The organism is Pseudonocardia sp. 2-7, from assembly GCF_056341085.1.
Window position 1 is genome coordinate 119,678 of record NZ_CP094507.1, and the last position, 23,087, is coordinate 142,764.

The 23,087-nt window shown below is 75.1% G+C and carries 18 protein-coding genes; 8 read left to right on the forward strand and 10 right to left on the reverse strand.

Annotated elements, in window-relative coordinates:
* Positions 1-41 precede the first annotated feature (41 nt).
* Both MTO91_RS00615 and MTO91_RS00620 read right to left on the reverse strand, forming a co-directional pair.
* Positions 42-1,565, reverse strand: a complete 1,524-nt coding sequence (locus tag MTO91_RS00615; protein WP_476653296.1) for a GNAT family N-acetyltransferase — start codon at positions 1,563-1,565, stop codon at positions 42-44.
* A 2-nt stretch (positions 1,566-1,567) separates the two neighbouring features.
* Complete coding sequence (locus MTO91_RS00620; protein ID WP_476653297.1) at positions 1,568-2,293, reverse strand: cytidylyltransferase domain-containing protein; 726 nt, start codon at positions 2,291-2,293, stop codon at positions 1,568-1,570.
* A gap of 78 nt (positions 2,294-2,371) precedes the next feature.
* Here MTO91_RS00620 and pseB point away from each other — a divergent pair, with 78 nt between their 5' ends.
* The 3 genes from pseB to MTO91_RS00635 are packed head-to-tail and all read left to right on the forward strand — an operon-like array spanning position 2,372 to position 5,899.
* On the forward strand, positions 2,372-3,355 hold the full coding sequence (gene pseB, locus MTO91_RS00625; RefSeq protein ID WP_100879171.1) for a UDP-N-acetylglucosamine 4,6-dehydratase (inverting): 984 nt from the start codon (positions 2,372-2,374) through the stop codon (positions 3,353-3,355).
* The gene (locus MTO91_RS00630; protein ID WP_476653299.1) at positions 3,355-4,485 is read left to right on the forward strand and encodes a DegT/DnrJ/EryC1/StrS family aminotransferase; all 1,131 of its coding nucleotides are present in this window, start codon (positions 3,355-3,357) and stop codon (positions 4,483-4,485) included. The genes pseB and MTO91_RS00630 overlap by 1 nt, the downstream gene beginning before the upstream one ends.
* A 13-nt stretch (positions 4,486-4,498) precedes the next feature.
* Positions 4,499-5,899: a lipopolysaccharide biosynthesis protein gene (locus MTO91_RS00635; RefSeq protein WP_405420504.1), complete on the forward strand. Its 1,401-nt coding sequence runs from the start codon at positions 4,499-4,501 to the stop codon at positions 5,897-5,899.
* Between the two features lie 10 nt (positions 5,900-5,909).
* Here MTO91_RS00635 and MTO91_RS00640 read toward each other — a convergent pair whose 3' ends face one another.
* Positions 5,910-6,977, reverse strand: a complete 1,068-nt coding sequence (locus tag MTO91_RS00640; RefSeq protein WP_405420502.1) for a hypothetical protein — start codon at positions 6,975-6,977, stop codon at positions 5,910-5,912.
* A 72-nt stretch (positions 6,978-7,049) separates the two neighbouring features.
* Here MTO91_RS00640 and MTO91_RS00645 point away from each other — a divergent pair, with 72 nt between their 5' ends.
* Positions 7,050-7,937 (forward strand): glycosyltransferase family 2 protein, encoded by an 888-nt coding sequence (locus MTO91_RS00645; protein WP_405420499.1) that lies wholly within the window; start codon positions 7,050-7,052, stop codon positions 7,935-7,937.
* Here MTO91_RS00645 and MTO91_RS00650 read toward each other — a convergent pair.
* On the reverse strand, positions 7,930-9,531 hold the full coding sequence (locus MTO91_RS00650) for a hypothetical protein (protein WP_476653300.1): 1,602 nt from the start codon (positions 9,529-9,531) through the stop codon (positions 7,930-7,932). The two genes, MTO91_RS00645 and MTO91_RS00650, sit on opposite strands and share 8 nt — an antisense overlap.
* Before the next feature lie 44 nt (positions 9,532-9,575).
* Positions 9,576-10,628 (reverse strand): IS110 family RNA-guided transposase, encoded by a 1,053-nt coding sequence (locus MTO91_RS00655; protein WP_345647661.1) that lies wholly within the window; start codon positions 10,626-10,628, stop codon positions 9,576-9,578.
* Between the two features lie 308 nt (positions 10,629-10,936).
* Here MTO91_RS00655 and MTO91_RS00660 point away from each other — a divergent pair, with 308 nt between their 5' ends.
* Positions 10,937-11,335 (forward strand): VOC family protein, encoded by a 399-nt coding sequence (locus tag MTO91_RS00660; RefSeq protein ID WP_476653302.1) that lies wholly within the window; start codon positions 10,937-10,939, stop codon positions 11,333-11,335.
* Positions 11,336-11,339: 4 nt separating this feature from the next.
* On the opposite strand, the gene MTO91_RS00665 is transcribed toward MTO91_RS00660, so the two are convergent.
* The 4 genes from MTO91_RS00665 to MTO91_RS00680 form a co-directional block, all read right to left on the reverse strand.
* A complete protein-coding gene (locus MTO91_RS00665; RefSeq protein WP_476653304.1) occupies positions 11,340-13,184 on the reverse strand; it encodes an arabinofuranosyltransferase in 1,845 nt (614 codons plus the stop codon).
* Between the two features lie 2 nt (positions 13,185-13,186).
* Positions 13,187-13,951: a class I SAM-dependent methyltransferase gene (locus tag MTO91_RS00670; protein WP_073573795.1), complete on the reverse strand. Its 765-nt coding sequence runs from the start codon at positions 13,949-13,951 to the stop codon at positions 13,187-13,189.
* A 27-nt stretch (positions 13,952-13,978) separates the two neighbouring features.
* Positions 13,979-16,195 (reverse strand): DUF6541 family protein, encoded by a 2,217-nt coding sequence (locus MTO91_RS00675; RefSeq protein WP_476653306.1) that lies wholly within the window; start codon positions 16,193-16,195, stop codon positions 13,979-13,981.
* A 134-nt stretch (positions 16,196-16,329) separates the two neighbouring features.
* Positions 16,330-18,414, reverse strand: a complete 2,085-nt coding sequence (locus MTO91_RS00680) for a DUF6541 family protein (RefSeq protein WP_476653308.1) — start codon at positions 18,412-18,414, stop codon at positions 16,330-16,332.
* Positions 18,415-18,524: 110 nt separating this feature from the next.
* Between MTO91_RS00680 and glf the strand changes: the two genes are divergently transcribed.
* Complete coding sequence (gene glf / locus MTO91_RS00685; RefSeq protein WP_476653310.1) at positions 18,525-19,751, forward strand: UDP-galactopyranose mutase; 1,227 nt, start codon at positions 18,525-18,527, stop codon at positions 19,749-19,751.
* On the opposite strand, the gene MTO91_RS00690 is transcribed toward glf, so the two are convergent.
* Positions 19,752-20,534, reverse strand: a complete 783-nt coding sequence (locus MTO91_RS00690) for an IclR family transcriptional regulator (protein ID WP_251783230.1) — start codon at positions 20,532-20,534, stop codon at positions 19,752-19,754.
* Positions 20,535-20,703: 169 nt separating this feature from the next.
* Between MTO91_RS00690 and MTO91_RS00695 the strand changes: the two genes are divergently transcribed.
* Entirely contained in the window at positions 20,704-21,816 is a 1,113-nt protein-coding gene (locus MTO91_RS00695) for a mandelate racemase/muconate lactonizing enzyme family protein (RefSeq protein WP_476653312.1), read from the forward strand.
* Positions 21,813-22,928: an iron-containing alcohol dehydrogenase family protein gene (locus MTO91_RS00700; protein WP_476653313.1), complete on the forward strand. Its 1,116-nt coding sequence runs from the start codon at positions 21,813-21,815 to the stop codon at positions 22,926-22,928. The genes MTO91_RS00695 and MTO91_RS00700 overlap by 4 nt, the downstream gene beginning before the upstream one ends.
* Positions 22,929-23,087 lie beyond the last annotated feature (159 nt).

Here is a 23,087-nt window from a genome sequence, read left to right on the forward strand (position 1 = left end):
GCAGGGGTGCCGTGCGGGTTGCGTCACGACACCCGACCCGGTCACAGCACGCGGTGCAGGGTCCGGAAGCCGTCCGCGTCGGGTCCGGTGGGGTCGTCGTAGCCCGCCCGGGCGAACAGCCGGGCCGAGGCGTCGTCGCCGGTGTGCACGACGGCGGTCACCGGGGCCCCGGTGCCGGTGCGGGCGCGCAGCGCGTCCTCCCCGGCCCGCAGCAGCGGCCCGGCGAGACCCTCCCCACGGCGCTCCGGCGCGACCGTGATCGACACCTCCCAGGCGGCGTCCGCGCGGTCCCAGCGGACGGTGCCGACCGGGCCGCGGGCGTCGTCGACGACCAGGAGCAGCCGGTCGTCGCTGTCCAGCGACCCGGCGAGCCAGCGGCGGTGCGTCGCGAGATCGACCTCGTCGTGGCTGCGCGACCAGCGCCGGGTGCCGGGGTCGTTGCGCCAGGCCAGGAGCAGCTCGGCGTCGCCCGCCCGGGCGGGGCGGGCGCGGAGCACCCCGGCGAGCACCCGCTCCTCGGCGGCGACGCGTGCCTCCCGGCCGGAGGACGTGCCCACCGCGGTGGCCAGGGCGTCCACGACCCGGCCCGCGCCCTGGCCGTCGACGACGGTCGCGGCCCGGCCGGCGAGCGCGGCGCGGGCGTCCGGGCCGGTCAGCAGGGCGCGCAACACGGTCGCGGCTCCGGCCGGGTCGGCGAGGTCCCCGGGCCCGCCCAGCCCGGCGGCGGCACCGGCGCCGACGACGGTCCGGTAGCCCTCGGTCTGGTTGTCCGCGGCCCGGACCAGCGCCATCGGGACGCCCACGCAGCACAGCTCCCACACCGTCGTCCCGGCCGCGCTGACGACGAGGTCGGCCTCGGCCATCGCGGCGGGCAGGTCGGACAGCGGCGGGACGGCGCGGAACGTGGCGGGCCCGCCGGCGGGCAGGTCGAGGGGCCGCCCGCCGGGGACGACGACGTCGACCGCGGCGGGGGCGTCCGCGGCGGCGAGGGCGGTGACCACCCGGGGCAGCAGCCCGGCGGCGTCGGTCCCGCCCATGACGACCAGCACGCGGAGCGGCCCGGTGCCGGGGGCGTCGGCGGTGCGCAGGGCCCGCCGGGCGCGGGCACGGCGGGCCGCCAGCCGCAGCGGGGCGTAGCCGGGGCCGCGGAGCAGGACGGGGGAGCCGTCGTCGGGGCGGGGGTGGTCGCCGGCGCCCATGTTGGGGTCGACCACGACGTCGCCGGGACGCCGGCCGGTCGCGAAGTCCTCCACCGTGGACAGCACGACCCCGGCGTCGTGCAGGGCCGGACGCAGGTCGTCGCCGAGCAGGTAGTGGTCGACGTGCACGGCGTCGATCCGGTGCTCACGGGCCAGCGCCGCGAGTCCGCCGGCGGTGTCGGCCGGGGGCAGGACGGGGCCGGGCTCCCGGACCAGCCCGGACCACAGCCAGTCCAGCCCGTCGAGCCGTCCCGACCAGGACACCTCGTGCCCGGAGAGCACCGCGGCCTCGGCGACCGCGGCACACCGGACGGCGTGCCCCACTCCCGTCGACGGCCCGGCGTCGCAACGCAGCAGCAGACGCACGGTCAGCCCTCGGCGAGGGACTTCTGGCGGACGTGCGCGTTGCGCTCCACCAGGTCGGGTCGCGACCGCAGCACCGCGACCACCGACCGCCAGTCGCTCCGGCCGCCCAGTGCCTCCACCAGGCCCTGCAGGGCGTGCAGGTCGTCGGCGGTGTCGAGGGTCACGCGCAGGTCGTCGGCCGCCGGGGCGACGACGAGCCCGAGGCAGCGGAACCGCTCCGGAGCGCCGTAGAGGCCCGACGTCACGTGGATCCGGTCGTAGCCGGTCGCGGTGCCGGCCAGCTCGCGCAGCGCACCGGTGCGCGCCAGCTCGACGTCGAGGCCGCGGGGCAGGGTGCGCACCAGGGTGGTCGCGACGTAGTCGTGGCCGGGGGCGTCCCGCCAGGTCGCGGCGACCAGCGACACCAGCGCCGGGTCGAGCAGCGGGCAGTCCGCGGTCAGGCGCACCACGGCGTCGCAGGGGTGCTCGTCGGCGGCCTGGACGAAGCGGGCGAGCACGTCGTCCTCGGAGCCGCGCACCACCGGGGCGCCGAGCGCCGCGGCCCGCTCGGCCACGGCGTCGTCGCCCGCGGCGGTCGAGGTCGCGACGACCACCCGGTCGACGCCCTCGGCGGCACGGGCGGCCGCGACCACCCGGTCGAGCACCGGTGTACCGCCGAGATCGGTGAGCACCTTGCCCGGGAGCCGCGTCGACCCCGTCCGCGCCTGGATGACCGCGTTGACCCGCACCTGTACCTGCTTCGATTCGTCCGGTTGAGCGCGTGCCATCATGCCGGGCGGAAGAAATTCCGCAGATCTGGAGGCGTGATGTCGGTACTCAAGGGCTCGTCGGTCCTGGTCACGGGCGGGACGGGGTCCTTCGGGAAGGCCTTCGTCCGCACCCTGCTCGACCGCTACGAGCCGCGGCGGCTGGTGATCCTCTCGCGTGACGAGCTGAAGCAGTACGAGTGCCGCTCGCTGTTCGAGAACGACCCGCGGCTGCGCTGGTTCCTCGGCGACGTCCGGGACCAGCCGCGCCTGCGCCGCGCGATGCACGGTGTCGACTACGTCGTGCACGCCGCCGCGCTCAAGCAGGTGGACACCGCCGAGTACAACCCGTTCGAGTTCATCCGGACCAACGTCGAGGGCTCGCAGAACGTCGTCGAGGCCGCGATCGACGCCGGGGTGAAGAAGGTCGTCGCGCTGTCGACGGACAAGGCGTCGAGCCCGATCAACCTCTACGGCGCCACCAAGCTGTGCGCCGACCGGCTGTTCGTGAGCGCGAACCACTACGCCGCCGCCTACGAGACCCGGTTCGCCGTGGTCCGCTACGGCAACGTGCTCGGCAGCCGCGGCTCGGTGGTGCCGCTGTTCAAGCGCCTCGCCGCCGAGGGCCAGTCGCTGCCGATCACCGACAAGCGGATGACCCGGTTCTGGATCACCCTGCCGGACGCGGTGCAGTTCGTCATCGACTCCTTCGACGCGATGCAGGGCGGCGAGCTCTACGTGCCGCGCATCCCGTCGATGCGGATGACCGACCTCGCCGAGGCCATCGCCCCCGGCGCCGCGACCCACGAGATCGGGATCCGGCCGGGGGAGAAGCTGCACGAGGAGATGATCGCCGCCGACGACTCGCGGCGGACCCTCAAGCTGGCCGACCGCTACGTCGTCGAGCCCTACATCGCCGGATGGGGCTACACCTCCCCGGCCGACGGCGAGCCGGTCCCGGACGGGCAGGCGTACCGGTCGGACACCAACGACCTGTGGCTCTCGCCCGAGCAGCTGCGCGCGATGGTCGAGGCGCTCGACTGATGCTCCCCTACGGCCGGCAGTCGATCTCGTCGTCCGACGTCGAGGCGGTCACGGCGGTCCTCGGGACCGACTGGTTGACCACCGGCCCGGCCGTGACCCGGTTCGAGGACGACCTCGCCGCGGTCTGCGGGAACCCCGCGGTGGCCGTGACCAGCGGGACCGCGGCGCTGCACGTCGCCTACGCCGCGGCCGGGGTCGGCCCCGGCCAGGACGTCGTGGTCGCCCCGCTGACGTTCGTGGCGACGGCGAGCGCCGCGGCGCTGCTGGGCGCGAACGTCGTGTTCGCCGACGTCAGCCCCGACACCGGCAACCTCGACCCGGACGCGGCGAAGGCCGCGCTCACCCCGGACACCACCGTCGTGGCCGGGGTCGACTACGCGGGCCACCCGATCGACGCCGAGGCGCTGCGCGCGGTCGCGCACGGGGCCGGTGCCCTGCTGCTGGAGGACGCCGCGCACTCCGTGGGCGGCACCTGGCACGGCCGCCCGGTCGGTGACCTGGCCGACCTGACGACGCTGAGCTTCTTCCCGACCAAGAACCTCACCACCGCGGAGGGCGGCGCGGTCGTGTCCCCGCGGTCCGACCTCGTCGCGGGCGCCCGGTCGTTCCGCAACCACGGCCTCGTCCGCGACAAGGGCGCGCAGCGGTTCCCCGACGAGGGGCCGTGGCACCAGGAGGTGCACGCGTTCGGGCTGAACTACCGGCTGCCCGACCTGCTCGCCGCGCTCGGATCGTCGCAGCTCACGCGGCTGGCCGCGTTCACCGCGCGGCGCAGGGAGATCCACGCCCGCTACGACGCCGCGCTCGCCGACGTGCCCGAGGTCCGCACCCCGGTCCGCCGCGACGGCGCCGAGCCCGCCTGGCACCTCTACCCGCTGCGCGTGCTCGACGGCCGCCGTCGCGCGCTGTTCGACCACCTGCGCGAGCGGGGCATCGGGGTGCAGGTCAACTACATCCCCGCCTACTGGCACCCGGTGTTCGCCGACCTCGGCTACCGCCGCGGCCTGTGCCCGAACGCCGAGGAGTACTACTCGCAGCAGCTCTCGCTGCCGCTGTTCCCCGATCTCGCCGACACCGACGTGGACCGGGTCTCCGCCCTGGTCCGGGAGTTCTTCGGGCACTCCGCGTGAGGGAGACGTGAGCGTGGACGCCAGCCGGGAGGTACTCGGGCGCGGCTCGCTCTACACCCTGGGCAGCGTCGCCCCGATCCTGGCGAACGTCGTCGTCACGCCGTTCGTCACCCGGCTGCTGGGCGACGCCGAGTACGGCGTCGTCGCGGTCGGGCTGATCCTGGTGCAGGTCGGCGCGATGGTCGTCGGGTTCGGCCTCGCGTCGTCGATCACCCGGCACGGGATCCTGGAGAGCTCCGGCACCGACGGCGCGCGGGCGCTGGTGCTGCAGGGCAGCGCGCTGTCACTGGTCGTGGTCGTGCTCGCGGTGCTGGCCGGGCCGTGGTGGAGCGGACCGGTGCTGTCGGTGCCCTGGCGGGCCGGGCTGGTCTTCGCCGGGCTGGCCGCGGCCGGTTTCGTCGTGGTGCTCAACGCCCAGGCGTTCCTGCGGGTGCAGGACCGGCCGGTGCCGTTCGTGGTCATGTCCGGGGTGGCGACGCTCGGCGGCCCGCTCGCCGGGCTCGCGCTCGTCTCCTGGCGGGCGAGCGACGCCGACGACTACCTGTTCGGGCTGCTGCTCGGCTACCTCGCCGCCGCGGTCATCGGGCTGGCGCTGGCCCTGCGCGGTGGCCGTCCGCGCACCGCGCGGGGTGACTTCGGCCGGGCGCTGCGGATCGGGCTGCCGGCCGTCCCGCACCTGGTCGCGCTGCTGCTGGTGCAGAACGCGCTGGTCCTGATCGTGAACCGGTACTTCGGCGTCGCCGACGGCGGCCGCATGCAGATCGCGCTGCTGCTCGGCTCGGCACCCGCCATGATCGTTTCGGCGCTGAACAACGCCTGGGCACCGGTGATCTACCGGACGCCGCCCGAGGCCCGCGGCGCCGCCCTGGAACGCACCGCCCGTGACGTCGGCGTCGTCACCGCCGCCCTGGCCGGTGGGGTCGGGCTGCTCGCGCCGTTCCTGCTGCGCATCCTCGCCCCGGCCTCGTTCGCCCCCGGACAGCTGGTCCCGGTCACCGCGGTCGCGACGCTCGGCGCCGTGGTCAGCGTCGTCTACCTGGCCAACGTGCACCTGGTGTTCGCGTCCGGCCGCAGCGGCGGGCTGGCCTTCGTGAGCCCGGTCAGCCTGGTGCTCGGCGTGGTCGCGGCGGTGCTGCTCGCCCGGACCGGGTCGCTGACCGCGGTCGCCGCCGGGTTCCCGCTGATCTACCTGGCCCTGGCGGCCGGGACGTCGCTGCTGCGCCGCCGGGTGTCGCCGACCCGCTGGCGGGAGGCCGTGCTGGCCGGGCCGCTGGCCGTCGGCGTCGTCGTGTGCGGGGCCGGCGTGCTGCTGCCCGCCGAGGGCGTGCTGTGGCTGTCGGTGCGGTTCGGGCTGGCCGCGCTGCTCGGGGTGGCGCTGCTGCTGCTGGTGCGCCGGATCTTCCGACCGACCTGACCCGGCGTGGTCAGGCGTCGAGGGGCTCCTCGGTCATGATCGGCGTGGGCAGACCGTGCGGGAGCGGCCTCGGCAGGGCGGCCAGCGGGTGGCGCAGCCACAGCAGCGGGTTCGAGCTGCCTGCCGACAGCGCCTGCGTGCTGGCCTCGGAGCGCTTGGTCAGCCCGAGCACCATCGCGGCCTTCGCCAACGGCGACGCCGCGTAGTACTGCAGACCGGGCCCGACGCCCGGGGTGCGGCCCCAGCCGAGCGCGGTGCGCAGTGCATCGGGGGCGAGCAGGTGCTCGGCGCCGAGCTCGCGGCGGGCGAGCGCGGTCGCGGCGGCGTCCGACTCCGCAGCGCCCACCTCCGGGCGGGCCCCGTCCGCGGGGTCCACCGTGTGGAACTCCGGCCAGGTCGCGCGCAGCTCGTCCACCGCCGATGACGACTGGGCCCCGAACGTCAGCGGATCTCCCCACACCGCGGCGGGGGTACCGACGGCGGCCGCGTACAGCACGGCCGTCGACAGCCGGTTCGACGAGACCCGGCTCGCGTTCCCGACCAGGTGCATGATCCGCAGCAGGAAGTGCGGGTCGTCGCGCCGACCGGCGGTGACCAGCGTGTGCCCGGCGTCGCGCCAGGCCGTGGTGATCTCCGGGGCGGTCATGTCCTCGTGGTGCAGGCACACCGTCGACGGGCCGTCGACCTTCGCGACCTGGCGGGCCAGGTCGGCGTGCGCGCCGGTCACCCGGACCAGCCGGGTGCCGTGGAACGGGACGAACACCGGCCCGAGCCGCTCCGACGGCGTCCACCCCTGCGAGCGCAGCAGCGCCTCCAGGTAGAGCACCGGGGCGCCGACCGGGGTGGTCGTGCGGTCCTCGTCGGCGGGGGACCAGCCGCGGCAGCCGTGCGACCACACCAGCAGACGTCGCTGCCGGGGGTCGGTGCCGACCTTCGGGAAGTCCGCGAAGTGCGCGGCGACGGGCGAGACCGCGGTCCAGCCGTGCTGCAGCAGACCGGCGATGTGCCGGGGCCGGGACAGTCCGGCGTAGGCGGCGAGGACGGCCGAGTGGCCGTAGTAGTGGTTCTGGATGTCCATCGCCGTGCTCCGGGTCGTCGCTGGTGAGGCCGGGTGATCCTAGCCAGGGGGCGCCTCGCTACCGTCGGGTGCGTGCCCGTCGACGTGATGCTCCCCTTCTACGGCGACCCGGAGCTCCTGCGCCGCGCGGTCCGCAGCGTGCAGGACCAGCGCCGTACCGACTGGCGGCTCACCGTCGTCGACGACGGCTACCCCGACGACACGATCGGCCCCTGGTTCGCGGCACTGGGCGACGACCGGATCCGGTACCGCCGCAATCCCGAGCGGCTCGGCGCGCAGCCGAACAATCGGTACTGCATCGAGGCGGTCGAGCTGCCGTACTTCGTGATGATGGGCGCCGACGACCTCATGGAGCCCGACTACCTCGACACCGTCCTCGCGCTGCACGAGCGCTGGCCGGACGCCGCGGTGGTGCAGCCGGGCGTCGCCGTGATGGACGCCGACGACCGCCCGGTCCGCCCGCTCGCCGACCGGGTCAAGGCGCTGCTCGCGCCGTCCGGGTCGGGCCCGCGCCCGGTCGGCGGCGAGGACCTGGTGGTGAGCCTGCTGCGGGGGAACTGGCTGTACAACCCGTCGCTGTGCTGGCGGACCGACGCGGTGGCGCGCGTCGCGATGCCGCAGTCCGCGGATGTGTTCGACCTGGCGCTGCCGGTCGCGGTGATCGCCGACGGCGGCACGATGGTCGTCGACGACCACGTCTGCTTCCGCTACCGGCGCCACCGCTCCAGCGACTCGGGGTCGGGCGCCGTCGCCGGGAACCGCTTCGCCGAGGAGCGCCGCTACTTCGCGGCGGAGGCGGACCGGATGGACGCCCGGGGGCTGCCCCGGGCCGCCCGCGCCGCCCGGGCGCACGTGTCGTCGCGGCTCAACGCCGCCGTCCAGCTGCCCGGCGCGGTCCTGCGTCGCGACGCCGCCGCTCTGCGCGCCCTCGGCGGGCACGTGCTGGGGCGCCTCAGCTGAGCCCGAGGATCCGCTCCAGCCAGCGGGAGTAGCCGGGGTCGAGACGGGCGTCGGTGACCGCGCGGCCCTCGGCGAGGCGCCGGTCCAGCGCCGCCCGGACCTGGGGGGCGACGTCCGGCTTCGCGAACACGAGCTGGAAGTACTCCGGGCGCATCTGCGCGACACCGACGAGCTCGCGGCCGGCGAGCACCCGCGGCAGGTCGCTCCGCCACGACCCCGGCACCGGCGAGGAGCTGGTGACCACCACGACCTGCGGGTCGTCGGCCAGCAGCACGTCGACGGGGTTCGCGCCGTGCGCGATCCGCTCGTCGTTGAGGCCGATGTAGTCGGTGGTCCGCCAGCCGGAGAAGTACGGCATCGCGCCGGCGTCGGTCACCGCGAGGGTCCGCTCGCCTGCGGGGAGATCGGTGTCGGCGAGCGCGAGACCGATCGCGATGTGGGAGCGGCGCAGGTCGTCGCCGTAGTTGACCAGGGTGCGGGCGTCCGGGGCGAGGACGCCCGCCGCCGCCGTCCACCCGACCGCGACCGCGGCGGCGCCGGCCGCGACCCGCCGCACCTCGACGGTGTCGAGCGCCCACGCCGCGGCCAGGCACAGCATCGGGAACCCGTGCCAGGCGAACCGGGACAGGTAGTCCATGGCGGGCGCCGACAACGCCGGGATGATCCACAGCGCGGTGCAGCTCGCCAGCACCAGTGCGGCCGGGGCGGCGGTGCGCGGCCGCAGCAGCGCGGCGACGGCGAGTGCCAGCAGCGGCAGCAGGGTGGCCGCCGTCGTCTGGATCCAGCGGCCGTCGGTGGCCGCCTCCACGCCGACCTTCACGTAGAACGTGTTCGGCAGCAGGTGACCGAAGTACGCCCGGCGTGCGGCCAGGTACACACCACCGAGGACCGCGGCGACCCCGGTCGCGACCCACACCGACCGGTCCGTGCGCCGCACCCACAGGAACACGGCCAGGGCGGGCAGCACACCGAGCACGCCGTCCGGGCGCAGCGTCCCCGCGAGCAGCAGCAGGGCCGGGATCTCCCAGCTCCGTACCGCCGCGTCCCGGTCGCGCAGCAGCCGGGCGGCGAGGACCGTCGCGCGCAGCACCACCAGCGCGAACGGCGCGGTCTCCAGACCGGAGTCGACGTGCCCCCAGGTCGGCAGGAACAGCACGAACGACCCGGCTGCGAGCACCGCACCGGAGCGGGTCCGCGGCTCGGTGACCAGCACCCACACGACCGCCGCCGCACAGGCGGCCGCGGTCAGCTTCGACACCACCGGCAGCGGCACCCCGAGCCACACCCACGGCGCGTGCCACACCATCCAGGTGAAGTTCGTGAACCCCTCCACCGGGTCCTGGCCGGGGTTCCAGGTCGGCCCGGAGCCGTGCGCGAGGTTCGCGCTGTACCGGTAGGTGATGTAGGCGTCGTCGACGGTCACCGACCAGCAGGCCCACACCCCGACCGCGAGCGCGGCGAGCGCGGCGGCGAGCAGCACCGGCCGGTCGGTCGCCCACCGTCGGGTGCGCGTGGCCGGGTCGCGACGGCGCCCCCTCGGCCACCCCTCGTCCGTGGGGTCCGCGGTGTCGCGGTCGTCGGTCGCGGTCGACATGCGCGCGATTCTCGCGCACCGACGCTTCTATGTCTGTCAAGACCTCAGGTAGGGATCATGGTTGCGGCGAGGGTTCTGTAGAGCTCACGGGTGATGTAGCGCTTGAGGCAGCGGCGGATCTCGCGGGGGGACTTGCCTTCGGCGGTGCGCCGCTCGACGTAGGCGCGGGTGCGCTCGCAGCAGCGCATCCTGGTGAGGGCGATGGTGTGGACGGCGCGGTTGAGCGCCCGGTCACCGCCGCGGTTGAGCCGGTGTCGCTTGGTGCGTCCGCTGCTGGCCTCGAGTGGGCTGGTGCCGGCGAGCGCGGCGAACGCGGCGTCGTTGCGGCACCGGCCGGGGTGGGAGAAGGACACGATCGCCTGGGCGGCGCTGACCGGGCCGACACCGCGGCGCTCGGTCAGCCCGGGGACGAGGTCATCGACGATGGCGTGGAGCTGGGCGCGGTTGGCGTTGAGCGCGCGGGCGCCCTCGCGGACCGCGACCGCGAGACGGCGCAGCTCACCGTGGCGCACGGCCTGGGCCCGGTCGGCATCTCGGGGGCTCCTGCGCCTGGCCAGCCCGGCCAGAACGGTGTCGGTGAGCCTGGCGCGGGCGGCGCGTCGGTCGGTGTCGTCACCGCCGAGCAGCAGCGCGCGGAGCCGGTTGGTCTGCGCGGTGTGGCTGCTGGTGAGGTCGTGGCGGGCGCCGAGCAGGATCCGCAGCGCCTCGCGATCGCCGTCGGCGCGCGGGGTCGGGAGCTGGTCGGCGTTGAGCTGTAGCGCGGTCAGCACCGCCAGGTGCGCGTCGATCGGGTCGGATTTGCCTTTGCCCCGGCGGGCTTTGCGGTTGGGCTGTTCGCACTCGATGACTGTCAGTCCGGCTGCGGCCACAGCGCGGGCCAGTCCGAGTCCGTAGCTGCGGGTTCCTTCGATCGACACGGCCAGTCGTGGGCCGGGCGAGTGGTCGACGATCCAGGCGAGCAGCTCGGCGTAGCCGGTGCTGTCGTTGCTGATCTGGCAGGTGGCGACCGGGGTCCCGGTCGGGAGGGCGATCTCCACCTCGTGGGTGTCGCGGTGGGTGTCGACACCGACGACGGCGTCGACCATTTCTGCCAGCATGGGCACCGGCTCGGTCCTTCCTGCAGGGAGCGGGTCACGGGTCGGCACCGGCCTGGGTGGAGTCACCGAGTGGCACATCTGTGACGGGTCACGCCGCAGGGCGGACAGGCTTCTGATCAGGCCAACCTGGTGGGCCAGGCCGGTGCCGGCAACCACAGCGGACACGTCGGCACGAAGGCACACCGAAGCGGCCAGATGAGTTCGGAGTCACGCTGGGTCACCGGCACCGATCCTGGTGGTCCTCCTCCCAGGAGCACCGATACGACACTCACAGATGAGTTAGCGCCCGCGCCGCGGTCGTACCGGACATGAGCACACCCACACAGCGCCCCACCACTCTGAACAACATCGGCGTCGTCATGTTCACCGTCGCCGACCAGGACACCGCGCTGGACTTCTACACCCGCGTGCTCGGGTTCGAGGTCCGCGGCGACACCCGGTTCGGCGAGAACGGCGAGCACCGCTGGCTGGAGGTCGCGCCGCCCGGCTCGACCGCGCGGCTCGCGCTCAACCCGCCGATGTTCGACGAGCCCGGCGGCAGCGCGATCGGCGTCGAGACCTCCGACCTGGCCGCCGAGCACGCCCGGCTGACCGAGATCGGCGTCGCCGACCTGGAGCCGCTGCCCACCGAGGACACCCCCGGCGCGCCGCGGCTGTTCATGCTCCGCGACCCGGACGGCAACGTGATCACCGTCGTCGAAGCCTGAGGCGTCAGGGCACCGGGGGAACCCCGGCCCGGACCAGCACCGCGTAGGGGCCGACGTCGCGGCGCTGCCAGGCCGGGTCGTCGAACAGCTGCGGGGCGAACACCGCGGGCTCGGCGCCCTGGCGCGGGTCGGGGAACCGGTCCTGCGACAGCGGCAGCCGCAGGGTCCCGTCCGCGGCCCGGTCCAGCACGAACACCGACGGTGCCCGTTCCGGGGCCCGGTCCAGCGCGTCGAGCAGCCGGCCCGGGTCGGCCGCGGCCGCCCAGCGGCGGGCCTCGTCGGTGCGGGCCGGGTAGTCCGCGAGCGGGTTCGCGTACTGCGGCTGCGACGCCTGGAACGCGAAGTACGGCACGTAGCTGAGCAGGGTCGCGTTCGCGCTCGCGACGACGACCTCCCGCGGCGGACGGCCGGTCAGACCGTCGATCGTGCTGCGCAGGTCCCCGAGCCAGGCGTTCGCCTCCGCCGGGTCCCGCGAGCCGTCGGGCCGCGTCCCGTCGGGCCGGTAGTCCTGGGCCGTCCCGGCCCACCCGTAGTCCTGCGGGACGGACTGCACCTGCCCGACGACGACCGCCGCGGCCAGCGCCGTCGCCACGGCCGCGCAGGTCCCGGCACGGACGCCCCGGTCGCGCAGGACGCCGGCCAGTGAGGCGACCGCCCAGACCGCACCACAGGCCAGTGCCGCGGTGAGGATCGGCTGGATGCGGAACGCCAGCAGCGTGCTGCCGAACGCCAGCGCCGCCGTCGACAGCAGGTACCAGGCGTAGCCGCAGGCCACGGTGATCCCGAGGCCGCGGGCGACCGGCGAGGAGCGGAACCGCGCCACGATCCAGACCGTGCCCAGCAGGCACAGCGCCCCGACCGGGGTCGCCTCCAGCATCGGCAGCGGCCAGCGCGACCCCGCCTCGGCGAGGAAGTGCTGGCCCGCGCTGTAGGTGGGCTGCCCGGCCGAGGCCAGCAGGTACGGCAGCCAGTGCACCAGGGCCGGCGGCAGCGCCGCGGCGACGACCACGACGATCGTCACCCCGAGCGTCGCGGGCCGCGTCGTCCGCGTCACCAGGCCGTCGACGGCCAGCACCGTGAGCACGAACCCGGCGAACACCAGGATCTGGGTGTGGGTGACCGCGGCCAGCCCGAGGACGAGACCGGTGAGCAGCGCCGTCCGGACCCACGAGCCCCCGTCCCGGCGCACCAGCCGCAGCCCGAGCACGGCCAGCGGCGGGACGAGCGCCGCGGTCAGCCACGAGTACGGCGAGTACGCGGCCAGCGTCACGAAGCCGGCGAGGGTGGTCGCCACGGCTGCCCCGACCGCCCGCGGGCGGGACGTCACCAGTGCCCACAGGGCGTAGGTCAGGACGGCGGTGACCGCCAGCGTCGCGATCGAGAACGGCTTGTGGAACGCCCAGGCGTCGACACCCAGCAGCGCCGCGGCCCGCCCGCCGAGCCAGAACCACGCGGCCGGGTAGTACGGCGGCATGTCGGCGTAGGCGAAGTCCGCGAGGCGCGCCGAGTCCGCGAACCGGGTCAGGAACGCGACCCGGAACTGCTGGTCCCCGCCGACCCCGAACAGGTAGTGCGGGGTGTTCGCCAGGAACAGCGTGAGCGGCAGCGCGGGCAGGGCCGCCAGCCCCACCCACGACAGCGGCGCGGCGACGAGCGGCGACCGGCTCCACGCGGCGGCGGCCAGCACCGCGGCGACGAGCGCACCACCGGTCGCGGTGAGGGCCAGCCCGACGTTCGACCCGGCCGGGACCGTGATCCGGTCTGCGAGCAGCAGCCCCGCGGCGACGACCCCGACGGCGACGACCGGGCCGACGACCAGGTCGGCCGCGGCGAGGAGCCGTCGCGCCACGGTCAGGGCTGCTTCTTCACAGCGACGACGAGGAACGCCTTCGAGATCGCCCACAACGCCGGGAAGCGGCGCAGCGCCGAGACGCCCAGCGAGTACAGCCGCGACCCGCCGCCCTCGGCCAGGCTGACGTCGCCGGGCACGGTGAAGCGGGCGTCGAGGTCGGGGCGGCGCGCGAGGAGCCGGCGCATCCGCAGGTAGCTCGGGGCGTAGCTGGCGTCGGTGTAGTCGCTGCCGCGCCCGGACCAGCGCAGGTAGCGGGTCGCGAGCGGCAGCGGCAGCCACGCCAGGAACGGCAGCGCGTAGTGCGCCTCGATCGGCCACCACCGGTTCGGCACCAGGATGTAGGCGACTCCGCCGGGCCGCAGGCAGGACGCGATCCGTTCCAGCGCGTCGGGCTGGTCGTCGAGGTGCTCCAGGACGTTGTCGAGCACGGCGACGTCGAAGGAGCCGGCGTCGTCGCCGTGGCCGAACTCGCCGATGCCCTGGACACGGAACGTGAAGTTGTCGGCCCCGCCCTCGGCGGCCAGCCGGGTCGCCTCGGCGGCCAGCGCGCCGTTCGGCTCGATGCCGACGACCTCCCGGCACAGCCCCGCGAGCTCCAGTGCGGTGTAGCCGTAGCCGCAGCCGAGATCGACCACCCGTGCGTCACGGAACGGCAGGTCGAGGAAGGGTTCGGTGGTGATCGCGATCTGCCGGGCGAACCCGGTGGCGAGCGTCCGCCGCTCCACCATGCGCAGGGAGCGTTCGTACTCGGGGAGGTCGGTCACGTGGTCTCCGTCGAGGGCGTCGGGGGGTCACCCACCGTACGGGGACGGGGGCGCACCGTCCGGACCGGGCGGGGCGAACGCCTGCGCCCCGGGGGTCGCCGGCGCGCCCGGGGCGCAGGCGGTGAGCCGCCACAGCTCCTGGCCCCCGCCCGTCGCGACGAGCTCGAACCCGGGCACCGGCGCGATGTCGTGCAGCCCCGGGTACCAGCGGGCGCCCCCGTGGCTCGGCCAGAACGTGATCGGCCCCGTCAGGAGCCAGTCGACGCCGAGGTCGGCGGCCGCCGTGCAGATCGTCGGGTCGGTCCCGACGTCGCGGAACCGGGTGGCCAGCAGGATCTGCTCCGGGGTCCAGTTCCCGATCAGGTGCGGGAACAGCACCCGGCGCCCGGTGAGCGGGAACAGCAGGGAGTTGCCGGTGAACGGGTCCGCGGCCACGACGTCGTCGGGGCCGACGATCCGCCCGACCTCGTCGAGGAACTCGCGCTGCCCCGGTTCGAGGATGGCGTCCGACGGCCGCTGGTACGGCCCGGCCAGGACGTCGGCGTGTGTCGCCACCGACATCCCGCCGGTCGTGGCGACGACCACCGCGAGCAGCACCGCCGCGAGCGCGGGCGCGACCACCCGCCGACGGGCCAGGGCCGCGGTGGGCGGGATCCGCAGCAGCACGTGGCGCACGACCGACGCGACGGCGCACAGCCCGACCACGGCCAGCACGGCCCCGGTGACGGGCACCATCGCCGCCAGCCGGTAGGAGTCGTTGTACCAGGCACCGGTGAGGGCGGCGGAGGTCGTGCCGTCGTCGGCCGCGGCCAGCACGTACAGCGCGCCGGAGGCGACGTGCGCGGGCACCAGCCACGACGTCGCGACGTGCCGCAGCGCGGCCACCGCGCCGATCACGACCAGCACCGACAGCACGACGAGGTCGGGACGGCCGTTGGAGGAGTGGAACAGCACCTGACCGATCGCCGTCGGCACGTCGGTGAACGCGGGCCAGTCGAAGCTGCGGACCCCGGCGGTCAGCGGTGAGGCCGTCATGAACCACAGGACGGCGGCGACGATCCCGGCGACGCCGACCACGGCCACCACCGGCTGCCAGAACCGGCGGGTGAGCAGCCGGCGCCGGGCCAGCACGCCGATGCCCCACAGCACCGGGAACAGGCCGAGCACCGCGAGGCTGAACAGCGCGTTCGGGTGGGCGAGACCGAGCGCGGGCAGGGTCAGGACCAGGGTGGTCGCCGCGCCGGCCGCGCCGATGACGCTGCGCTCGGCCACCCCGACGACGGCCAGCAGCAACGTCAGGTACCCGGGCAGCAGTGCCACCCCGAGCAGGTTCGGCCACAGCACCCCGAACGACATGAGCGCCCACGGCAGGGCGGTGAACCCGGTGGCCAGCACCGGCGCGACCAGGGCGGCACCGGGCGACGGGCCCATGACCTGGCGGCTCAGCGCCGCCACGGACAGCGGGAACACCACCCCCGCCACGACCCAGGCCGTCAGATTGGTGGCGACCGGGACCCCGCTGCCGGACAGCATCGCGACCAGCGACACGAGGTCGTGCCAGCCCGCCGGGTACAGCGCGACCGCCGAGGACGGGTTCGTCAGCGACCCCAGCGTCAGCGACGACGCGTCGCCGGACTGCAGGATGTGGGCGACGGCGTTGTAGTGGAAGACGCCGTCGTAGGTCGAGGACAGGGCGTCCACCGGGCCGAACCCCAGCACCACCGTCCACCACGCCAGCCCGGCGGCGACGACGACACCGGCCGCGGCGGCCACCCCGGCCCGGCGGCCGTCGGTGCCCGCGCGCTGGGCGGAGGTCCGCCACACCTGGGGCATCGCGGTCGTCATCGGTTCGGGGCGCTTCGCGAACCGGCCCCTCGGGGCGCGGACGCGGGCCAGCGAGGCCCGGATCCGCCGGCCCGGGGTCCACGACCGCAGCGCCGTCCGCCAGCCCCGGTGCAGCGCGCTGCCGGCCGGGCGGCGGGCGACGAAGGCCCGGAACAGCCCGCCGAGCAGCGCGAGCACGACCGCGACGCCGAGCGGCACCCACGGCCCCCAGCGCACCCCCACGAGCGGCGCGAGCACGGCCGAGGACGAGACGACCGCGGTCGACACCAGCGGGGACAGGCCCCCGGCGGTGATCCCGCGGACCCCGCACGCCCGCAGCACGAGCAGACCGGGCCCGACCACCCAGAACACCGCGACGAGTGCGGTGGGCAGCGCGGACAGCCAGGTGGGTCCGGCCATCGAGGTCGCGCTCCTCTCCCGGCGCCGAACCCGGAGCCGTCGACGACCCACCGGACCCGATTCCCCGGCGCTGGCCGGTCTCGGAGACTACCGGCGGTCGTACGGCCCCGCCGGTCACGTGCCCGACCGGGTGATCAGGACCCGACGACCCGGCCCGCGTCGCAGGCGGTGATGCGCCACAACGCGTTGTCGCCGTCGCGGGCGAGCAGCTCGAACCCGTCGGCGTCGGCGAGGTCGTCGAGCCCCGGCCACTGCGTGGCCAGCGGGTCGGGCTGCCAGAACGTGGGCGGCGCCGTGATCACGTAGCCGGTGCCGGTCTCGGCGACGGCCGCACAGACCGCCGGGTCGTTCGAGGCGTCCCGCAGCCGCTCGGCGATGATCCGCTGGTCCGGCGACCACACCCCGGTGAGGTGCGGGAACAGCACCTGCCGGTCGGTGAGCGGCCACAGCATCGCGGTGCCGGCCCACGGGTTCTGCGCCACCACCGCGTCCGACGGCAGCAGGTCGCCCGCCTCGCGCAGGAACCGGGCCTGCTCCGGGCCGACCAGCACCTCCTCCGGGGTCTGGTAGATCGCGGCGAGCGAGTCGATGTGCGAGCGCTGGTAGAGCCCGCCCGAGGTGACGACGACGGCGATCACCCCGATCGCGACGAGCACCGCGGCCCGGGGCCGGGGCAGCCCGGCGACGGCGGGCGCGGCCCGGGTGAGGCGGTCGCGGACCAGGCAGGCGAGGGTGCGGGCCAGGGAGCACAGCGCCACCAGGCCGAGCGCGGCCAGCGGGGCCGCGGTCACCGGGACGAGCGCGGCGATCCGGGGCGAGTCGTTGTACCAGACCCCGGTCCACACCGAGGACCACGTGGTGGCGCCGACGACGTAGAGCGTGCAGACGAGCAGGTGCGCCGGGACCAGCCAGGACGTGCGGGCCCGGCGCAGCGCCCACACCGCCCCGGCCACCGTGAGGACCGCGATCGACCAGGCCGGGGCGTTGTCCTCGGGGTTGTGCAGCACCGCGTTCCACACGGCGTCGGTGACCGAGACCTCCGGCTCCCAGTAGTAGCCGCGGATCCCGTCCAGGGCGGGGGAGACGAACATGAACCAGGCGACGCCGCCGAGCGCGGCGAGCACGACCGGTACCGCGACGACCGCGCGCACCGTGGGCCACACGCCGCCGCGCAGCCCGCGGCGCACCGTGCCCGCGAGGCCCCACAGGATCGGCGGTACCGCGACGACCACGGCGCCGAACAGCGCGTTCGGGTGCGCGAACCCCAGCGCGACGACGGCGGCCCCCGCCGGGAACCAGCGCGCCACCCGTCCCGGGGGGTACGGGCCCGGCCGGGCGGGCGACACCGGGTCCGGCCCGAGACCCGGCCGCGCGGCGAGCGCTGTCGCGGCCAGCGCGGCCGGCACCAGCGAGACGCCCAGCAGGTTCGGCCACAGCGCGCCGTAGGTGACCAGCGTCCACGGGAACGCGACGAACCCGAGCGCGAGCACCGGCGCGGCCAGCGCGGCACCGGCCGAGCGCCCGACCAGGGTGCGGACCAGGAAGAGCACCGACAGCGGCCACACCAGCAGCGTGGTGACCAGCGCGACCACGTTCGACGCGACGACGATCCCGCCCGGCCCGGTGGCCAGCGGCGCCACCAGCGAGACGACGTCGTGCCAGGCCGCGGGGTAGAAACCGGGGGAGTTGACCAGGCCGCCGACGGTGAGCGACGACGCGTCGTGCGTCCCGAGGATCCGGGCGACGGCGTTGTAGTGGAAGTTCGCGTCGAAGGTCTGGGACAGCGCGTCGGGACGGTCCATCCCGCGCAGCACGGCCCGCAGGCCCAGCACCGCGGCGATCGTCAGCCCACCGAGCGCGGCGAGCCCGGTCCAGCGCCGGTCGGGTCCGCCGCGGAGCAGTGTCCGGACCGACTCCCCGGCGGCGGCCCGCACCACGGTGGGCCGCGGCAGCAGCGGGCGGCGCAGCACCAGCCGTCGCACACCCACCACGAGCAGCGCGAACGTGGCCGCCGCGGTGACCGGTGCGGCTCCGCTCCAGGGCACGCCGAGCATGCTCGCGCCGACGGCGGACCCGGCGATCACACCGACCGACAGCATCGGGGCGGCGCCCCAGACGGCGATCCCGCGCAGGCCGGCGGCGAGGCCGACGACCAGCCCCGGGAGCGTGACCCAGGCAGCGGCGAGCACCACGAGGGGGACGGCGGACAGCCAGCTCACGCCATCTTCTCCTCGGGCCCACGACGGTGCCGGATACGTCCGCTTCTCCGACCTGCCCGCGAGGGTACCGAAGCCGCCGGGTGCCCCGGATCACGCCTGCCCTACCCTCGATGGCCGTGAGCGTCGACAGTGCCGACCTGAACGGTTACGACCTGAGCAGCTACGACCTGATCGTCGTCGGGTCCGGGTTCTTCGGACTCACCGTGGCCGAGCGCGTCGCCGACGGCCTCGGGAAGCGCGTCCTGGTCCTGGAGCGCCGGAACCACATCGGCGGCAACGCCTACTCCGAGGCCGAGCCGGAGACCGGGATCGAGATCCACCGGTACGGCGCGCACCTGTTCCACACCTCGAACGAGCGCGTGTGGGCCTACGTCAACCGGTTCACGAGCTTCACGAACTACCAGCACCGCGTCTTCGCTCGGGTCGGCGAGCAGGTCTACGCGTTCCCGATGAACCTCGCGCTGATCAACCAGTTCTTCGGGAAGGCCCACACCCCCGACGAGGCGCGCTCGCTGATCGCCGAGCAGTCCGCGGAGGTCGAGACCGGGCGGGCCGCGAACCTCGAGGAGAAGGCGATCTCGCTGGTCGGGCGCCCGCTCTACGAGGCCTTCGTCAAGGGCTACACCGCCAAGCAGTGGCAGACCGACCCCACCGAGCTGGACGCCTCGATCATCACCCGGCTCCCGGTCCGCTACACCTACGACAACCGCTACTTCAACGACACCCACGAGGGCCTGCCGACCGACGGCTACACCGCCTGGCTGGAGCGGATGGCGGACCACGGGAACATCGACGTCGTGCTCGACACCGACTACTTCGCGGTGCGCGAGCAGCTGCCCTCCGACGTGCCGGTCGTCTACACCGGACCGCTGGACCGCTACTTCGACCACGCCGAGGGCGAGCTGGGCTGGCGCACCCTGGACTTCGAGATGTCGGTCGAGCCGACCGGCGACTTCCAGGGCACCTCGGTGATCAACTACAACGACGCCGAGGTCCCCTTCACCCGGATCCTCGAGTTCCGCCACATGCACCCCGAGCGGGACTACCCGAAGGACAGGACGGTCATCGTGCGGGAGTACTCGCGCTTCGCCGAGTCCGGGGACGAGCCGTACTACCCGATCAACACCCCCGATGACCGGGCGAAGCTGGACCGCTACCGCGAGCTGGCCCGCAAGGAGACCGCGAACCGGGGCGTGCTGTTCGGCGGGCGGCTGGGGACCTACAAGTACCTCGACATGCACATGGCCATCGGGTCGGCGCTGACGATGTACGAGAACCGCCTCGTCCCGCACTTCACCGAGGGGCGCCCGCTGTCGGGCACCGAGGCCGGGGACTGATCACGGGGCGGAACGCCCCGGCGTCCACCCCAGCTCCGCCGACACCGCGGCCGCGGCGGCCGCCGTCGCCCGGCCCGTCTCGTCGAACCGGCCGTCCAGCCGGGCGGTCGGGCCCGAGACGTTGAGCGCCGCGACGACCCGGCCGCGGAAGTCGCGCACCGGTGCGGAGACCCCGGCCACGCCGGGCTCGAACTCCTCGTGGGACACCGCCCAGCCGCGTTCGGCGGCCTCCTGGATCGCCTGCCACAGCTGCGGGACCGTCCGGACCCGGGAGTGCGGGTAGTCCGGCACCAGGTCCTCGACGGCGCCGAACCGCACGAACAGCTCGTCGGGCGTCGCGTCGGAGAGCAGCACCCGGCCCGCCGACGTGCACGGCAGCGGCGCGCGCCTGCCCTCCCAGCCGGTCGTGCGGAACGAGTGCCCGGACACCGTCCGCGCGGTCAGCAGCGCGTCGTCGCGGAGCACGCACAGGTGCACGGTCTCCTCGGTCTCGGCGGCCAGCCGGTGCAGCACCGGCTCGGCCACGGCGGTCAGCCGGCTGTCGGTGCCCCGCGCGGCCAGCGAGAACAGCCGCCACCCCAGGCGGTAGACGAGCGTGTCCTCGTCGCGCTCGACGAGCCCGGCGTCGGCGAGGGCCCGCAGCGCGCGCGAGACCTGGCTCTTCTCCCGCCCGGTCAGCCGGGCGACGGCGGCGACGCCCAACCCGTCGGTGCGCACGGCCTCGTCCGAGGCGAGCGCCTCCAGCAGCGCGACGTCGCGGCCGAGCCCGTAGCCGTTGTGCACACCGGTGACGCTAGTCCCGGTTGCCCTCAGCGCAACGATGATCTCGATTCCCGGTGGCCCCTGGCCGCGGCCGTGCCGACTTCCTACATTCGGGGACCAACCGGCTCGGGGTGCACCGCCCCCGATCGCGCCCCGAGCCGGAACCAGCTCCCGACACCACCCGGACCCGATGAAGATCACCGACATCACGCTGGACCGGGTGCGCCTCCCGCTCGACCCGCCGCTGCGCGCCGCCTGGGACCCCGAGCCCCGCACCGTGTTCGACGCGACGATCGTGCGCGTCCACACCGACGACGGCGTCGTCGGCATCGGCTCCGGTGACACCATGGACGGCTTCGACGCCTACCGGCACCTGTTCGTCGGCACCGACCCGCTCGCGATCGCCCGGCACGTCCGCGCGATCGAGACCTGCGCGCTGCACGGCGGCCACTACTGGCCGCTGGAGGCGGCGTTGTGGGACCTCGCGGGCAAGGTCGCCGGCCTGCCCGTCGCGACCCTGTTCGGCGGTACCTACGACGCCGTGCCCGCCTACGCGTCGTTCTGCGTGCTGCGCCCGCCCGCGGAGCGCGCCGAGGTGGCGCACCGGGTCGCGGAGGAGGGCTTCCGTGCGGTCAAGATCCGGATCGACCGGGACCGGGTCGAGGAGGGGATCGGCGCCGTCGCGGCCGTCCGGGAGGCGCTCGGCGAGGACTTCGCGATCATGGTGGATCTCAACCAGGCGTGGCGGATGGCCGGCGACGTCGCCCCCGCCACCGACCTCGCCGCGACACGGCGCCTCGTCCGGCGACTCGCCGACCTGGGGGTCTTCTGGGTCGAGGAGCCGCTGCCCTACGCCGACGCCGACGGCATGCGCACCCTGCGTGCCGACAACCCCGGGTTGCGGATCGCCGCGGGGGAGATGCAGCGCTCGTTCGGTGAGCTGCTGCGCCTGCTCGACGACGACGTCCTCGACGTCCACCAGCCCGACGTCGTCCTCGCGGCCGGGATGAGCCGGGTCCGCACCCTCGCCGAGCTCGCCCTGCTGCGCCACCGCGCGTTCACCCCGCACAGCTGGACGAACGGCATCGGCGTGCTCGCGAACCTGCACGTCTGTGCCGGCGTCGGCGGCGGCCCGTTCTTCGAGTTCCCCTACGACCCGCCGGACTGGACCCCGGCGCGTCGCGACTTCCCGCTGGCCGAACCCCTGACCGTCGGCGACGACGGCATGCTGGCGGTCCCGAGCGCCCCCGGCCTCGGGTTCACCCTCGACGAGGAGGCGATCGCACGGTGGCGGGTCCGGTGAACGGGTTCACGGTCGAGGCGACCTGCGCCCTGGAGTTCGGTCCCGGCGCGGTCGCCCGGGTCCCCGCGCTGGTCGACGGCCTCGGTCGGGCGGCGGCGTTCGTCGTCACCGACGCCGGGCTGCGCGCCACCGGCATCGTCGACCGGGTCGTCGGCGACCTCACCGCCGCCGGGCTGTGGACCGAGGTGTTCGACGGCATCGGCCCCAACCCGTCGACGACGGCCGTCGAGCACGGCGCGACGGCGCTGCGCGCGTTCGGCTCCTGCGTGGTCGTCGCGATCGGCGGCGGCTCGGTGCTCGACGCGGCCAAGGGCATCGCGCTGCTCGCCACCCACCACGGCGCCCGCGCGACCGACGACCTGTGGTCCTCCCCCGTCGCGGGGCTGCCGCTGATCGCGGTCCCCACCACCGCCGGGACCGGCGCGGAGACCAACGGGTTCGGCGTCGTCGAGGACACCTGCGCCAAGCGGAAGGTCTACCTGGGCCACGCCTCGGTCCGGCCGCGCGTCGCCGTCCTCGACCCGGAGCTGACCGTCGGCCTGCCGCCCGCGGCGACGGCCGCCACCGGCTTCGACGCGCTCGTCCACGGCGTCGAGTCGCTCGCCTCCCGCAGCGCGAACCCGGTCTCCGACGCCGCCGCCACCCAGGCCGTCGCGCTGGTGGGCCGGTGGCTGCCGGTCGCCGTCGACGACGGCACCGACCTGGAGGCCCGCGCGCAGCTGCTGCTGGGCGCGCACCTGGCGGGCCAGGCGCTGACCGTGTCCGGGCTGGGCCTGGTCCACGGCATCGCGCATGCGGTCACCGCGCACACGGGCACCCCGCACGGTGTCGCGCTCGCGTCGGTCAACGAGCAGGTCATGCACTGGAGCGCCGACGCGGCGGCGGAGGCGTACGCCCGCGCCGGGGCCGCGCTGGGGACCGCCGACGCCGTCGCCGGGATCGCCGCGCTCGTCGAGGGCATCCGCGTCCGGCGCCCGCTGCACGAGCTCGGCGTGGACCGGGGGCTGCTGCCGGTGCTGGCGGCCGCCGCCGTGGCCGACCCGGTGACGGCCAACGCGCCGCGCACTCCCACCGAGGACGACGTGCGGGAGATCCTCGACGCGGCCTGGTAGGGCGCAGAGCCGGGGCGGGAACCGGACGATCCACACCGCTTCCCCGCCGCACCCGCCCGCCTCCCGGCTCCCGCACCGCCCGCGGCTACGCTCGCGCACGACTCCACCCGGACCCGGGCGGACCGGCAGCGCCGCCGCCCGGGACCCCCGCGCCCCCGC